Origin of the sequence: Cryobacterium sp. TMN-39-2 (genome assembly GCF_004402745.1) — a bacterium.
In the GTDB taxonomy this organism is placed as follows: domain Bacteria; phylum Actinomycetota; class Actinomycetes; order Actinomycetales; family Microbacteriaceae; genus Cryobacterium; species Cryobacterium zongtaii.
Map to the genome: position 1 here is coordinate 1 of NZ_SOFX01000002.1, position 13,407 is coordinate 13,407.

The 13,407-nt window shown below is 69.4% G+C and carries 12 protein-coding genes and 1 pseudogene; 9 read left to right on the plus strand and 4 right to left on the minus strand.

Translation table 11 applies throughout. The annotated features are described in order from the left end of the window. Together E3O57_RS00075 and E3O57_RS00080 are read left to right on the plus strand one after the other, a co-directional pair. Nucleotides 1–1,282, plus strand: a 1,282-nt coding sequence (locus E3O57_RS00075) for a Pls/PosA family non-ribosomal peptide synthetase (protein ID WP_370289662.1), incomplete at its 5' end; no start/stop codon positions are given. A gap of 5 nt (nt 1,283–1,287) precedes the next feature. Continuing rightward, nucleotides 1,288–2,646 (plus strand): M1 family metallopeptidase, encoded by a 1,359-nt coding sequence (locus tag E3O57_RS00080; RefSeq protein ID WP_165787894.1) that lies wholly within the window; start codon nt 1,288–1,290, stop codon nt 2,644–2,646. An 80-nt stretch (nt 2,647–2,726) separates the two neighbouring features. Here the strand turns inward: E3O57_RS00080 and E3O57_RS00085 are convergent, their stop codons facing one another. After that, a complete protein-coding gene (locus E3O57_RS00085) occupies nt 2,727–3,428 on the minus strand; it encodes a 4'-phosphopantetheinyl transferase superfamily protein (protein WP_103459257.1) in 702 nt (233 codons plus the stop codon). A 149-nt stretch (nt 3,429–3,577) separates the two neighbouring features. Here E3O57_RS00085 and E3O57_RS00090 point away from each other — a divergent pair, with 149 nt between their 5' ends. From E3O57_RS00090 to E3O57_RS00105, 4 genes are all read left to right on the plus strand, one after another. Then, entirely contained in the window at nt 3,578–4,195 is a 618-nt protein-coding gene (locus E3O57_RS00090; RefSeq protein WP_103459258.1) for a hypothetical protein, read from the plus strand. A 59-nt stretch (nt 4,196–4,254) separates the two neighbouring features. Then, nucleotides 4,255–5,271 carry a magnesium and cobalt transport protein CorA gene (locus E3O57_RS00095; protein WP_103459259.1) on the plus strand — a complete coding sequence of 339 codons (1,017 nt, stop codon included), beginning with the start codon at nt 4,255–4,257 and terminating at the stop codon, nt 5,269–5,271. Between the two features lie 100 nt (nt 5,272–5,371). After that, complete coding sequence (locus E3O57_RS00100; RefSeq protein ID WP_103459283.1) at nt 5,372–9,121, plus strand: ATP-binding protein; 3,750 nt, start codon at nt 5,372–5,374, stop codon at nt 9,119–9,121. Then, complete coding sequence (locus E3O57_RS00105) at nt 9,114–9,395, plus strand: hypothetical protein (protein ID WP_103459260.1); 282 nt, start codon at nt 9,114–9,116, stop codon at nt 9,393–9,395. The genes E3O57_RS00100 and E3O57_RS00105 overlap by 8 nt, the downstream gene beginning before the upstream one ends. A 200-nt stretch (nt 9,396–9,595) precedes the next feature. On the opposite strand, the gene mscL is transcribed toward E3O57_RS00105, so the two are convergent. From mscL to E3O57_RS00120, 3 genes are read right to left on the minus strand one after another with little or no spacing between them, the layout of a single operon-like run. Next, a complete protein-coding gene (mscL, locus tag E3O57_RS00110) occupies nt 9,596–10,051 on the minus strand; it encodes a large conductance mechanosensitive channel protein MscL (RefSeq protein WP_088457002.1) in 456 nt (151 codons plus the stop codon). 47 nt (nt 10,052–10,098) lie between these two features. After that, nucleotides 10,099–10,464, minus strand: a complete 366-nt coding sequence (locus E3O57_RS00115; RefSeq protein ID WP_103459261.1) for an FmdB family zinc ribbon protein — start codon at nt 10,462–10,464, stop codon at nt 10,099–10,101. Between the two features lie 56 nt (nt 10,465–10,520). Next, nucleotides 10,521–11,099 (minus strand): 5-formyltetrahydrofolate cyclo-ligase, encoded by a 579-nt coding sequence (locus E3O57_RS00120; protein WP_103432297.1) that lies wholly within the window; start codon nt 11,097–11,099, stop codon nt 10,521–10,523. Between the two features lie 51 nt (nt 11,100–11,150). Between E3O57_RS00120 and galU the strand changes: the two genes are divergently transcribed. From galU to E3O57_RS00135, 3 genes and pseudogenes are all read left to right on the plus strand, one after another. After that, complete coding sequence (gene galU / locus E3O57_RS00125) at nt 11,151–12,044, plus strand: UTP--glucose-1-phosphate uridylyltransferase GalU (RefSeq protein WP_103459263.1); 894 nt, start codon at nt 11,151–11,153, stop codon at nt 12,042–12,044. A 78-nt stretch (nt 12,045–12,122) separates the two neighbouring features. Continuing rightward, on the plus strand, nt 12,123–12,782 hold the full coding sequence (locus E3O57_RS00130; RefSeq protein ID WP_103478960.1) for a GNAT family N-acetyltransferase: 660 nt from the start codon (nt 12,123–12,125) through the stop codon (nt 12,780–12,782). 54 nt (nt 12,783–12,836) lie between these two features. Then, nucleotides 12,837–13,407, plus strand: a pseudogene (locus E3O57_RS00135) (hypothetical protein); the annotation flags it as partial.

A 13,407-nucleotide genomic window follows, 5' to 3' on the forward strand; every position in this document is an offset into this window, starting at 1 on the left:
CGCCGCGGCCGCCCGCGCCGCGCTGGCCGTGCCGCCGGCCGTGCTCGCCGCCGGAGCGCTCTACGCCGGCACCGTGATCGGAGCCGTGCGCCTGCTGGGCCTGGGCCTGACCGAGGGCCACCACCCGGTGCGCAGCCGGGTGGGCTGGCAGGTGTGGATGACCGAACGACTGCTCGACGGCGCCCGCACCCTGCTGTTCCCGCTTTACGCCAGCCTGCTCACCCCGGTCTGGTTGCGGCTGCTCGGCGCGAAGGTCGGTCCGGGCGTCGAGGCGTCCACGGTACTGCTGGTGCCCTCCCTCACCACCATTGCGCCCGGCGCGTTCCTCGCCGACGACACCATGGTCGCCTGCTACGAACTCGGCGGCGGCTGGATGCGCATCGGCCGCGCCAAGATCGGCCGCCGGGCGTTCCTGGGCAACAGCGGCATCGCCGGCCCCGGCCGCACGGTGCCGAGGGACGGCCTCGTGGCCGTGCTGTCGTCCACCCCGCGCAAGGCCAAGCGCGGCTCCTCCTGGCTGGGCAACCCGCCGACGCGGCTGCGCCGCCGGGTGACCGACATCGACGAGGCCCGCACCTTCCACCCGCCGGCGCGGCTGGTGTTGGCCCGGTCGCTCTGGGAGGTGCTGCGCCTGGTGCCGGTGTTCGCCTCCGCGTGGATCGCCCTCAGCGTGCTCGTGGTCCTCGAGGTCCTCTGGCTTTTCGGCGGTCCCGGCCTGGCGCTGCTGCTCTCCGGCTTCGTGCTGATCGGCGCCGGCGCCGTCGCGGCGGCGCTGACCACCGCCGCGAAGTGGTTGCTGGTGGGGCGCATCCGCGCCTCCGAGCATCCGCTCTGGTCGTCGTTCATCTGGCGCAACGAGGTGTCGGACACCTTCGTGGAGATGGTGGCGCGGCCCTGGTTCGCGCAGAACGCCGCCGGCACGCCCTGGCTGGCGCTCTGGCTGCGCTCGCTGGGCGCCACGATCGGGCGCGGTGTGTGGTGCGAGTCGTACTGGCTGCCGGAGGCGGACCTGGTCACCCTGGCCGCCGGCAGCAGTGTCAACCGCGGCTGTGTCGTGCAGACCCACCTGTTCCACGATCGCATCATGCAGCTGGACACCGTGCACATCGGCGCCGGCGGCACCCTCGGGCCCAACAGCGTCATCCTGCCGGCGGCTCGCATCGACGATCACGCCACCGTTGGACCGGGTTCGCTGGTGATGCGCGGGGAGCGGGTGCCCACCGACTCGCTCTGGTCCGGCAACCCGATTGCGCCGTGGCACCGGCCGCCATGGAAGACTTGATCCCTATGTTGCAGCCCACACCCACCATTCTGGGGTCCGCGTCCGCGGGCGACCCCTACCTTCCCGCGAGTGGCAATGGCGGCTACACGGTGGCGCACTACGACCTCGAACTGGACTACCGGGTCGCCACGAACCGGCTGACGGCGACCGCCACGATCACGGCGCGGGCCCTCACCGCCCTCGGCCGGTTCAGCCTCGACCTGGCGGGCTTGAGCGTCGACAAGGTCACGGTCAACGGTGTTGCGCCGGTGAAGACGGTGCACGCCGCCCGCAAGCTCGTGATCACTCCCGCCGTGCCGCTGGCCGCGGCGGAGACGTTCGAGGTGGTGGTGCGCTACCGCGGGGCGCCGCATCCGGTGCGCAGCCACTGGGGCGAGCTGGGCTGGGAGGAACTCACCGACGGTGTGCTCGTGGCCGGTCAGCCTAGCGGGGCGCCGTCGTGGTTTCCCTGCAACGATCACCCGAGCGACAAGGCCACCTTCCGCATCCTTCTCACCTGCGAGGCGCCGTACACGGTGGTCAGCAACGGCCCGCTGGTGGCCAAGAGCACCCGGTCCGGTCGCACCTCCTGGACCTTCGACGTGCGGGAACCGATGGCCGCATACCTGGCCAGCGTTCAGATCGGTCGCTATCGCCGGCACGATATCGCCGCCACCCCGGTGGCGCACAGCCTGTTCTTCCCTCCCGCGCTGGCCCGGCCGGTGGCGGTGGACTTCGCCAGGCTCGGCGAGATGATCACGGTGTTCAGCGAGGTCTTCGGCCCGTATCCGTTCCCCGCGTTCTCCGTGATCGTCACCGCCGACGACCTTGAGATCCCGCTCGAGGCGCACGGCCTGGCCGTGTTCGGCCGTAACCACGTGGACGGCCTGCACGGCAGCGACCGGCTGATCGCGCACGAACTGGCGCACCAGTGGTTCGGCAACAGCCTCACGCTCACCCGCTGGGCCGACATCTGGCTGCACGAGGGCTTCGCCTGTTACGCCGAGTGGATCTGGGCCGAGGCCAGCGGCGGACTGACCGCCCACGCGAACGCCCTGCTGCACCGCGCCGAGCTGGACCTGCTGCCCAAGAACATCGTGGTGGCCGACCCCGGCCCGCACGACATGTTCGACGACAGAGTCTACAAGCGCGGGGCCCTGGCCCTGCACGCCGTGCGTCAGGCGATCGGCGACGAGGCCTTCTTCACCGCCCTGCGCGCCTACACCCGCACCCACCGGCACGGCAGCGTCACCACCGACGACCTGCTCGGCTGCTTCCGCATCGCCTCCGGCACCGGGGTCGCCGACAAGATCCTCGCCCGCTGGGTGTCGGCGAAGAGTCTGCCGCGGCTGCAGCCCGCCGCGCCGCTCAAACCCGCCTCCTGATCTCTCGCGCGTCACTCACTGAGTTGCGATTGCGGCACGGCGGGGACGCTCTGAGCGGCGGGGACACCTCGAGGGGATCGTCACCGATCGAGGTACAACCGCGGGCGCCTGGCGCACACCACGGCGACTGTAGCGACGAGACCCTCGGGAGCCGCCACGGACATGAGGTGCGCCTGGTTCAGCGGAAACGGCGCAGCCTGCCAGCCGACCAGGGCCGGGCCGGGGGAGTGTTCGGCGGGCACTTCGTCGGGCGCACGAGCGATGGTGAGGTCACGAGGATCGACCCTGAGGCCCACGCCGGCGGCCTTGAGGACCGCCTCCTTGGCGGTCCAGATGGCGGTCACCGCGGCCGTGGCCGATCGCGGATGCAGGGCGGCCACGGCATCCGCTTCGGCCGTGGAGAGCAGCACGTCATCCAAGGGTGCCCGGGCGAGCGCACCGACGGATTCGAGGTCGATGCCCACCGGGCCAGCCGCAGTGACGGCCAGAGCGAGCCGGCCGTCGGCCCGGGCCAGGCTCACTTGCACGGTGGGGGAGTCCACCGCCGCGCCGCCGAGTTCGACCCGGAGGGGGCCGTGACCGGACCGTCCGCAGTTCGGGCAGACCTGGCTGAGAGTGATGGATGCGCCGGCGACGCCGGTCAGCCGACCCACCAGCTCTGCCAGCGCCCGGTGGTCGCCGTCCTGGGCCGCCGCTCGGGTGCCCAGCGCCACCACCACGGTGGTGGACAGGTCCACGCCCCGCACACCGTCGAGGTCGCGGGGGGAAGAGGCATCGGGCACGCCATCACCCTAGCGCCGGCGACCCTTCTGCCCGAGGTGGCCGTTGCGGCCCTTGTCCCGCCACCCGGCCGGTGCGAGAATCGTCGGGACCAGCCCAATCGATGGAGTGCGGGGCTGTCGAGGCTCCAGGCGCGGTGGGTGAGGTTCCAGTGAAGAGGTTCGAAGGTCTGGCGAAGCCATCCACTCTCGCCGCCGGGGCCGCATTCCTGATCGGCGGCATCCTGGACCAGGCGATGCGCCTCACCGGCGAACCGGTCAGTGAACTCGTGCAGACCCCGCTGTATGCCCTGCGGTCTCTGGCCCTGCTCGGCGGAGCACTGCTGCTGATCCTCTCGTTGGTGGCGATCTACGAGCGCCACGCCAAGCAGATCGGCCCGTTCGGCTTCTCCGCCGCGATCATGGCCGGCACCGGCACCATCCTGATCAGTGGCCAGTTCTGGGCGGAGGCCTTTCTCTATCCCACCCTGGGCCGGGTCGCACCTGACCTACTCGACGGCGCCGAACGGCCCGGCTCCTATGCGTTCGGCCTGCTGTTGACCGCCGCGGTGTTCGGGGTCGGCTGGATGCTGCTGGGCGCCGCCATCCTGCGTGCCCGCGTCTACAGGGTGCTGCCGGCCGTCTTCATCCTGGCCGGCGGCGCCGTCTCGCTGCTGCCCGGCCAGGCGCTCGGCCAGCTGGTTCTCGGAGTCGGCCTGGTGCTTCTCTCCTTCAGCCCCACCTACCGCAAGCACGAGGGTCCAAAGCGACAGGGCAGCCAACCGCACTGACGCCGGTGCACCGCACCCCGTCGCCGGTGCCACACTTGTACGGCGAGTGAGGAGCAGCCGTGGCGCTGATTGATGACGCGATCTATGTGGATGGCCTTCGGGTGGCAACCCCGGAAACGTTGCAGGACGTCTTTGAGGTACTCAAGGAGAAGGCCGGGTTCGCCTGGATCGGACTGTACCGGCCGACCGATGACGAGGTCAGGAGCGTGGCCGATGAGTTCACCCTGCACCACCTCGCCATCGAGGATGCGCTCAAGGGACATCAGCGAGCCAAGATCGAACGATACGCCGACACCCTGTTCCTGGTGCTGCGCCCGGCCAGATACCTCGACGACGTCGAGCGAGTCGAGTTCGGCGAGCTGCACGTCTTCGTGGGTCCCGACTTCGTCGTGACCATCCGGCACGCCGAGTCGCCCGACCTCGCCTCGGTGCGCCGCCGGCTGGAAAGCACCCCGGACCTCCTCGCCTTCGGGCCGCAGGCGGTGCTCTACGCGATCCTCGATCAGGTGATCGACGAGTACGCGCCGGTGGTCGCCGGCCTGGAGAACGACATCGACGAGATCGAGGACCAGCTCTTCGACGGTGACCAGGCGGTGTCCAGACGCATTTACGACCTCTCCCGCGAGGTCATCGAGTTCCAACGGGCCACCCAGCCGCTGATCGGCATGCTCGAGTCGCTGCAGGAGGGCTTCGAGAAGCACGGCGTGGACGTGGAACTGCACAGGCACCTGCGCGACGTGCTCGACCACACCATCCGGGTCGTCGAACGTGTCGACGCGTTCCGGGAACTCCTGCAGAACGCCCTCACGGTGCACAGCACCCTCGTCGCCCAACGGCAGAACGACGAAACCCGCCGGTTGAGCGAAACCGGGCTGGCGCAGAGCGAGGAAGTGAAGAAGATCTCCAGCTGGGCGGCGATCCTGTTCGCCCCCACCCTGGTGGGCACCATCTACGGCATGAACTTCACCCACATGCCTGAGCTAAAATGGCAGTTCGGTTACCCGTTCGCGATCACCCTGATGGTGGCGATGGGGTTCGGGCTCTACGCCGTGTTCAAACGCAAGGACTGGCTATAGCGCCTGCGAAAACGGCTGTATCCGCAGAGAATCCTGCGAATGCGGGAAATAACCGGGTGGCCTAACCGAGAACCGGCCGGTGGAGAAATAGGGTGTGGGTGTGTGGCGCCTCGATAGAAAACCAGAAGATGACGACTTCGCGTCGGATTACTCCGACGCGCCGTCTGCCGACTCGCGTCTCGCGACCTCCCCGGACTCGGTGAGCCTGGGAGACCCGGCGCTGGTCGCCGGGAACATCGCCGAACCCACCTGGCAACGCTGGCGTGACGAACTCGCCGCCGTCGGTGGCCACTCGCCGCTGCTGCACTTCGGTGACAGCCCGCGCTCCCGCATCGAGCTGTCCGCCACCCACCCCGGCGGTCTGCCGCAGTTCATCACCGGCAAGACCACCCTGCTCTCCAACCTCATCCGCGACGAGCTGGCGCTACGCAACGCCCGCCTGGCCGCCAACGAGATCACCCAGAAGGGTATCGAGCTGCGGTCGATGCGGGGCATCGAATCGGTGCACCTCGCGATCGGGCTGGCCCAGTGGCGCTACGGCGACGTGGACTTCACCGCACCGGTGCTGCTGCGCCCCCTGGCCATCCGCCGCTACGGTCGCGACTTCGAGCTCAAGCTCAAGGGAGCACCGTTCCTCAACCCCGAACTGGCGCGGGCGTTGCACGACCAGTTCCAGATCACCCTCGACGCCGACGCGTTCGTGGCGCTCGCCGTGACCAACGGAGCGTTCAAACCGCAACCGGTGATCGACCGGCTGCGCGGCCTCACCTCGCACCTGCCCTGGTTCAACGTGGTGCCCCGCCTGGTGGCGTCGTCCTTCGCCGACGTCGGCCGGGCCATGGCCACCGACGCGCAGAAGCTCACCCATCCGGTGCTCGACGCCGTCGCCGGCAACCCCACCGCCAAGCGCGCCATCGAAATGGCCTACAACCCGGTGCTGCCGATCGCTCAAGACGTGCGCCCGCCCGGCACCGACACGCTGCTGCTGGATGCCGACGCCGAGCAGGAGAACGTCGTCGCCCAGATCAGCGCCGGCAACTCCCTCGTCGTGAAGACCCTGCCCGGCACCGGTGGCACCCAGACCATCGTCAACGCCATCGGCTCGCTCATCGCCCAGCACAAGCGCGTGCTCGTGGTCAGCGCCCGCCGCTCCAGCCTCGACGGCATCGCCCACCGCCTCGTGCAGGTGGGTCTGCCCGGCGTCGCCGTCACCCCGCGCACCCTGCGCCGCGACCTGATCCAGTCGATCACCCGCAACGAGAAGAGCACCCAGCCGCGCGTCGGCGACGTCGACGACGCCCTCGTGCGTCTGCGCAAGGTGCTGCTGGACTACAGGTCGGCGCTCACCCGGAAGGATGCCGCGCTCGGCGTGTCGGTGCTCGACGCCCTCGGTGAGCTCGCCAGGCTTGCCCAGCTGCCGGCACCGCCGTCGACGACCGCCCGGCTCGACAGGGTCGCCCTGGAGCGTCTCGCCCACGACCGGGCCAGCGCCGCCGCGGTCCTGATCAAGGCCGCCGTCCTCGGCCAGTTCCGCTACGGCCCCGGCGACTCGCCCTGGTACGGAGCCTCCTTCACCTCCACCGCCGACGCCGGCGCATCCCACGAGCTGGCCAAGCGGCTGAGCAAGACCGACCTGCCCCGACTGCTGGAACGCGCCGGACACCTCATCGGCCAGACCCGGTTGCGCCCGTTCGAGACCGTGCACGAGCTGGGCATCTACCTGCGCCTGCTGCTGGACATCCGCGAGACGCTGGACAAGTTCCAGCCCGCCGTGTTCGACCGCTCCCTCACCGAACTGATCGCCGCCACCTCCGCCCGCCGTGACTCACCCGAGATGACCAGCGCCAACCGGCGCCGGCTGCGCAAGCTCGCCGACGAGTACCTGCGACCCGGCGTGCACGTGAGTGACATGAACGAGAGCCTGCGGCGCATCCAGCAGCAGCGCACTCTGTGGCAGCGCTACGCCGCCGCCGGCGTCACCCCGGAGGTGCCGGTCGGCATCAACGACGTGCACGTCGCCTATCAGCGCGTCGCCGAGGACCTCGGCAAGCTCGACGTGCCGCTGGGCAACACCGGGACCCCGCGTCAGCTGGTCTCGCGGCCGCTGCGTGAACTCGTCTCCACGATGACCGGACTGGCCGCCGAGAGTGAGGTGCTCGCCAACCTGCACGAGCGCACCGCCCTGCTCGCCACCCTGCGCGAGCACAACCTCGACCCGCTGATGACCGACCTGTCCCAGCGCCACGTGTCCGAGAAGGATGTCGCCGCCGAGCTCGAACTCGCCTGGTGGCAGTCCGTGCTCGAGGTGATGTTGGGCGGCGACAAGGCCCTGCTCAACGCCAACACCCAGGTGCTCGACAGGCTCGAAGCCGACTTCAAGCTCGTCGACGAGGCGCACGCCTCCACCACCGGGCAGATCCTTGCCTGGCTGCTCGCCGAGACCTGGAAGATCGGTGTGGTCGACTGGCCCGACGAAGCCGACCAGCTGCGCCGGCTGCTGCGCGCCGACCGGGCCACCCCGGCCCGCATCAACGAGGTCTCCCCGCACCTGGGCCGGGTGCTCGCCCCGGTCTGGCTGGCCTCGCCGTACGAGGTCGCCGCGCTCGACGACAGAATGACCTTCGACGCCGTGCTCCTGGTCGACGCCGGCGCCACCACCCTCGCCGAGAACGTCGGCGCCATCCGCCGTGCCAAGCAGGTCGTGGCGTTCGGCGACCCGGTCACCCAGACGCCGTCCGGCTTCGAGACCGGCATCGTCGAACCCTCAGAGGTGCCGAGCCCACAGGAAACCAACGTCGACGCCCTGCACGCCGACTCCGCGCTGGCCCGGCTGGGTGAACTGCTGCCCACCCTCACCCTGACCCGCAGTTACCGGGCCGGCGGCGAGGACCTCGCCGAACTGGTCAACCACCGCTTCTACGGCGGCCGCATCGACTCGCTGCCCTGGGCGGGCAGCTTCCTCGGCCACGGCAGCCTCACCCTCAACTACGTCAAGGGCGGCCACGGCATGCCCGACGTCGACAGCGGCGCGGTGGAGAGCGTTGACGCCGAGGTGGCGAAGGTCGTCGACCTGGTCATGGACCATGCCGTCAAGCGGCCCCGCGAATCCCTCATGGTCATCACCGCCAGCGCCCGCCACGCCGTGCGGGTACACCAGGCCGTGCTGGCGGCGTTCTCCAAGCGCACCGACCTGAGCGACTTCATCCTCAAGGACCGTGCCGAACCGTTCACGGTGCTCACGCTCGAGCAGGCCGTGGCGCAGAGCCGCGACCGGGTGATCTTCTCGATCGGCTACGGCCGCACCCCGCACGGACGGCTGCTGAGCAACTTCGGCTCGCTCGGCGAACCCGGTGGCGAACGCCTGCTCGCGATCGGCATGACCCGCGCCCGCCGGGCCATGGACATCGTCTCCTGCTTCCGACCGATCGACATCGACGCCGACCGGCAACGGCACGGCATCCTGGCCCTGTCGCAGGTGCTCACCGAGACCGAAGCCCGCCGCAACGAGGTGGCCGTGCCGGATGCCCGCGAGGCCATGCTCGTCGACCTGGGCCGCCGCCTGGAACGCAAGGGGCTCACCGTCTCCCTCGGGCACCGCGGAAAGCTGGCGCTGGCGGCCTCGCACGCCGGCCGCGCCGTGGTCGTGGAAACCGACGCCGTGGTCAACCGGGCCAGCCTCCGCGAGTCCCTGCGGCTGCGCCCCGAGGTGCTACGCCGTCTGGGCTGGCACTACCTGCGCGTGCACAGCTTTGAACTGTTCAGCAACCCGGATGCCGTCGCCGCCCGCGTCGCCGCCCTCGCGGGTCTCACGCCGACCGAAGGGTCGGACGGTCCGGCGCACCGTGCCTGACCCGGCGGCGCCCGACGGCGCCGTCGGGTCCGCGGGCGCGACAGCGCCCGAGACAGCACCCGCGGCATCCGTCGGCGACACCGGAGCTGCTGAACCGCGTCAGTCGGTGGTCAAGTCGGCCGGCGCACGCCGGGCGCGCCTGACGCCCGCGCCGGACACCGACACCAGCCCCGAGCCGCCCTCCCGCGAAGAAGGCGGGCAGACCACGGGCGACGGCTCCTCGACGAGCGCGAACGACGCCCGGCTGCGCCAGGACAAACCGCCGCACTGGTAGCCCGCCGCCGCTCCGCCCGGGTTCTCGACCGGAGCGTCCCGTCGAGATGCCGCAAAGCATCCCGTCACGAGCGCCGAAGGGGCAGTATGCGGCAAGTCGGTGACCCGCGCATCCCCGAGATGCTGCAGAAGGCCCCTTGGAGCGCATCCAAGGGGCCATTCGCCGCAAGTCGGCGGGGTCGTGCGGTACGTGCGAAGGAGTTAGAGGGTGTGCTTGGCGGCCGCGGCGGCCGCGCTGGAGGACACCGTCTGGGCCCCGGTCGATGCGGCGAGCAGGTCGCGGATCTCGGTGAGCAGGTCGAGGTCGGTGACCGGGTTCTTCTTCGGGTCCAGCGGCACTCCGGCCTGACGGCGACGGGCCTGGTTCTCCTTGAGTTTGTTCAGCGGCATCACGAACGCGAAGTACACCACGGCCGCGACCAGGAGGAACTGGATCAACGCCGCGAGAACCAGGCCGAAGGACAGCTCGGCATCGCCCAGCGGAACCGTCAGGGAGTTCTTCAGGGTGTCCGCGTTGAAGATCGCGGCGATCAACGGGTTGAAGATCCCCGTGACGATCGCGTTGACCAGGCCGGTGAATGCGGCACCGATCACGACGGCTACGGCCAGTTCGATGACGTTGCCGCGCATGATGAATTCTTTGAAACCGTTGATCATGGCTGGGATCTTTCTGGTGCGGTACGGCGAGGAAAAGTGGAGGGGGGTCAGGACGCCTTCGGCGCCGCCGTGGTCGTCGAGCCGGACGAAGAGCCCGAGCCGCTCGAGGACGACCCGCTGGTCGACGCGGCCGGGGTGCTGCTCTTCTCGGCCGGCTTGGCCGAGGACGATTCAGACGAGGAGTCCGTCTTCTTGGCGCCCTTCTCGGCGGAGAGCGACGACTTACCGCCGGACTCGGCGCGCGAGTCGTTGCGGTAGAAGCCGGAGCCTGAAAAGCTCACGCCGATCGACGAGTAGACCTTGCGCAGCTTGCCGCCGCAGGCGGGGCACTCCGTGAGCGTGTTGTCGGTGAACGCCTGCTGAATGTCGAAGGCGGTGTCGCACTCGGTGCAACGGTATGAATAGGTAGGCACTGCGTCTTTTCGGTTCGGGTGTGCGGAGCTGACCGGCAGGTGCCGGAAGGGAAAGTCTAGAAGACGACGATGCGAGTGGGAGTGACGAGGCCGTTCACCGGCTGGTCGTGCACCTCCCGGGGAACATCGTCGACATACTCATTGTCGTAGACCACGGCGTACACGGGCGGACATTTCTCCATCGACCCGAGGGTCTTGTCGAAGTAGCCGCGGCCCCACCCCATCCGCAGACCGGTCTTGTCGATGGCCGCCGCGGGCACGATGATCAGGTCAACGTCGTTGATCGCGATCGGGCCGAGCAGCTCGCCCTGGGGCTCCGGGGCACCCGAGAGGCCCTGCACCTCGGTCTCCTCCTCGCCCACGGTCCAGTCGAGCAGGCCGTCGTCCCGCGACACCGGGAACAGCACCCGGATGCCCCTGGCTTCGGCCCAGTTGACGAACGGGCGGGTGTTCGGCTCGGTGGGGCTGGAGAGATAGCAGGTGATCGACCGGGCGGACAGGTCGGTGACGATGCTCTGCAGGTTCTCGGTGAAGCCCGCGGTGGCGGCTTCGCGCTCGGCTGCGGGCATGTTGTGGCGGCGCTCCCGGAGGTCTGCGCGGAGCGCCCGCTTGCGGTGCTCGATGTCAGAATCCATACAAGTCATCCTAGGTGCGTAACCAATACAGGTTGCCGCTAACCTAATGCCATGGTTACTCACATTACAAAGGCCGTTATTCCCGCTGCCGGTATGGGAACCCGGTTTCTGCCGGCAACCAAGGCGATGCCCAAGGAAATGCTGCCCGTCGTCGACAAGCCTGCCATCCAGTATGTGGTGGAAGAGGCCGTGGCCGCCGGCCTGACCGATGTGCTCATGATCACCGGCCGTAACAAGAACGCCCTGGAGAACCATTTCGACCGGGTCACCGAGCTCGAGGCGGTGCTCATCCAGAAGGGTGACCGCGACCGCCTGGCCAAGGTGAACGAGTCCACCGACCTCGCCGACATGCACTATGTGCGCCAGGGTGACCCGCTGGGCCTCGGCCACGCGGTGCTCCGCGCCAAGATGCACGTGGGCCGCGAACCGTTCGCCGTGCTGCTCGGTGACGACATCATCGACGCCCGCGACCCGCTGCTGGACAAGATGCTCTCCGAGCAGATCACCCGCAACACCAGCGTCGTGGCCCTGCTCGAGGTCGACCCGTCGCAGATCCACCTGTACGGTGCGGCCGCGATTGAGAAGACCGACGACCCCGACGTGGTGCGCATCACCGGTCTGGTCGAGAAGCCCGCGGCAGAGGATGCCCCGTCGAACCTGGCCATCATCGGCCGGTACGTGCTGCGCCCCGAGGTCTTCGACGTGCTCGAGCACACCAAGCCGGGCAAGGGCAACGAGATCCAGCTCACCGACGCCCTGCAGGAGATGGCCGTCAACCCCGAGACCACCGGCGGCGTCTACGGCGTCATCTTCCGCGGCCGCCGCTACGACACCGGCGACCGGCTCGACTACATCAAGGCGATCATCCAGCTGGCCGTCGACCGCGACGACCTCGGCGTGGAACTGCGCCCCTGGCTCAAGGAATTCACCTCCACTCTCGAGTAGCGTGCAGGTTGATCAGGTCGGCACCGGACTAAGATTCGGTCATCATCGGGCTTCGGCCCCCAAGTAGACGGGTTCATCGTGCCGACCGCGATTCCTACGCTCCGTGAGGGGGCCGTGACCCTGCGCCCGATCCGGTTACGTGACGCCAGGGCCCTCGAGCGTGAGCTGATGGAGAACCGGTCCTGGCTGCGCACCTGGGAGGCCACCAGCCCGTACGCGCCGATGTCCTTCGACACCCGGGCCAGCATCCGCAGCCTGCTCGCGCACTCACGCACCGGTAGCGGATTGCCGTTCCTGGTCGAGTACAAGGGCGAACTGGCCGGCCAGCTGAACGTGTCGTCGATCACCTGGGGGTCGCTCTCCAGCGCGTCGATCGGCTACTGGGTCGGCGAGGAGTTCGCGGGCCGGTCGATCACCCCGATCGCGGTGGCCCTGGCAACCGACTATTGCTTCAGCCAACTCGGCCTGCACCGGATGGAGATCTGCATCCGGCCGGAGAACGCGCCGTCGTTGAGGGTCGTCGAGAAGCTCGGCTTCCGGTACGAGGGTCTGCGCCGCCGGTTCATCCACATCAACGGCGCCTGGCGCGACCACTTCGCGTTCGGCATGGTGGCCGAGGAGGTGCGCGGTGGCGTGCTGCGCCGCTGGCAGGACGGCCTGGTGCCGCCGGGTCTGGCGTCCGTGAACGAGTTCGATACGGCCGCCGCCGCGCATCCACTCGAGGTGGCCGACAAGTGACACACCCCCCGGTAATCAGGCACGGAAGGCCCCGCGACTCATACGTTAGGGAGCATGAGTAGCGAAGTCCTGGGTGGGGGAGTGATGGTGGCCGTTGCCGCCGCGCTCTGGGTGACGTATCTCATGCCGACATGGGCGAGACGCCGGCAATATCTCGCCACCGAACGCAATGCCGTGCGTCTGCAGCAGACCCTGCGGATCCTCGCCGAGACGTCGGAAATTCCCCAGGAGGTACGCGTGGAAACCAACGCACGCGGAGTGTCCGCCCAACGCAGACTCCTCGCCCAGGCCGAGGAAGACGCCCGGATTGCCTCGAAGGCCGCCGGCGATGCCGCCACGGCCGCCCGGCGCGCCGCGGTACTGCGCGCCGCCGCCGCCCGACCCAAAGCGCTCACCCCGGCCGGCAAGGCCAAACGCCTGCGCACCATGCGTGCCCTCTCCACCCTGCTGCTACTCATCGGCCTGGTGTTCACCGTCGTGGGCGCCACCCTGCTCTCAGCGGGCGTGTGGACGCTCCTGGCCGGCGGCCTGGTCGCCGCGGCGACCGCCGTCGCCACCCTCGGCCGGCTCGCCACCGTCAGCCGCTCCGCCCGCGCCCCGCGCGCTGCAGCGGATGCCGACGCCG

Coding starts and splice junctions, on each gene's coding strand:
- E3O57_RS00080 (WP_165787894.1), top strand. CDS start 1,288: ATGTTGCAGCCCACACCCACCATTCTGGGGTCCGCGTCCGCGGGCGAC.
- mscL (WP_088457002.1), bottom strand. CDS start 10,051: ATGATCAACGGTTTCAAAGAATTCATCATGCGCGGCAACGTCATCGAA.
- E3O57_RS00120 (WP_103432297.1), bottom strand. CDS start 11,099: ATGGATTCTGACATCGAGCACCGCAAGCGGGCGCTCCGCGCAGACCTC.
- galU (WP_103459263.1), top strand. CDS start 11,151: ATGGTTACTCACATTACAAAGGCCGTTATTCCCGCTGCCGGTATGGGA.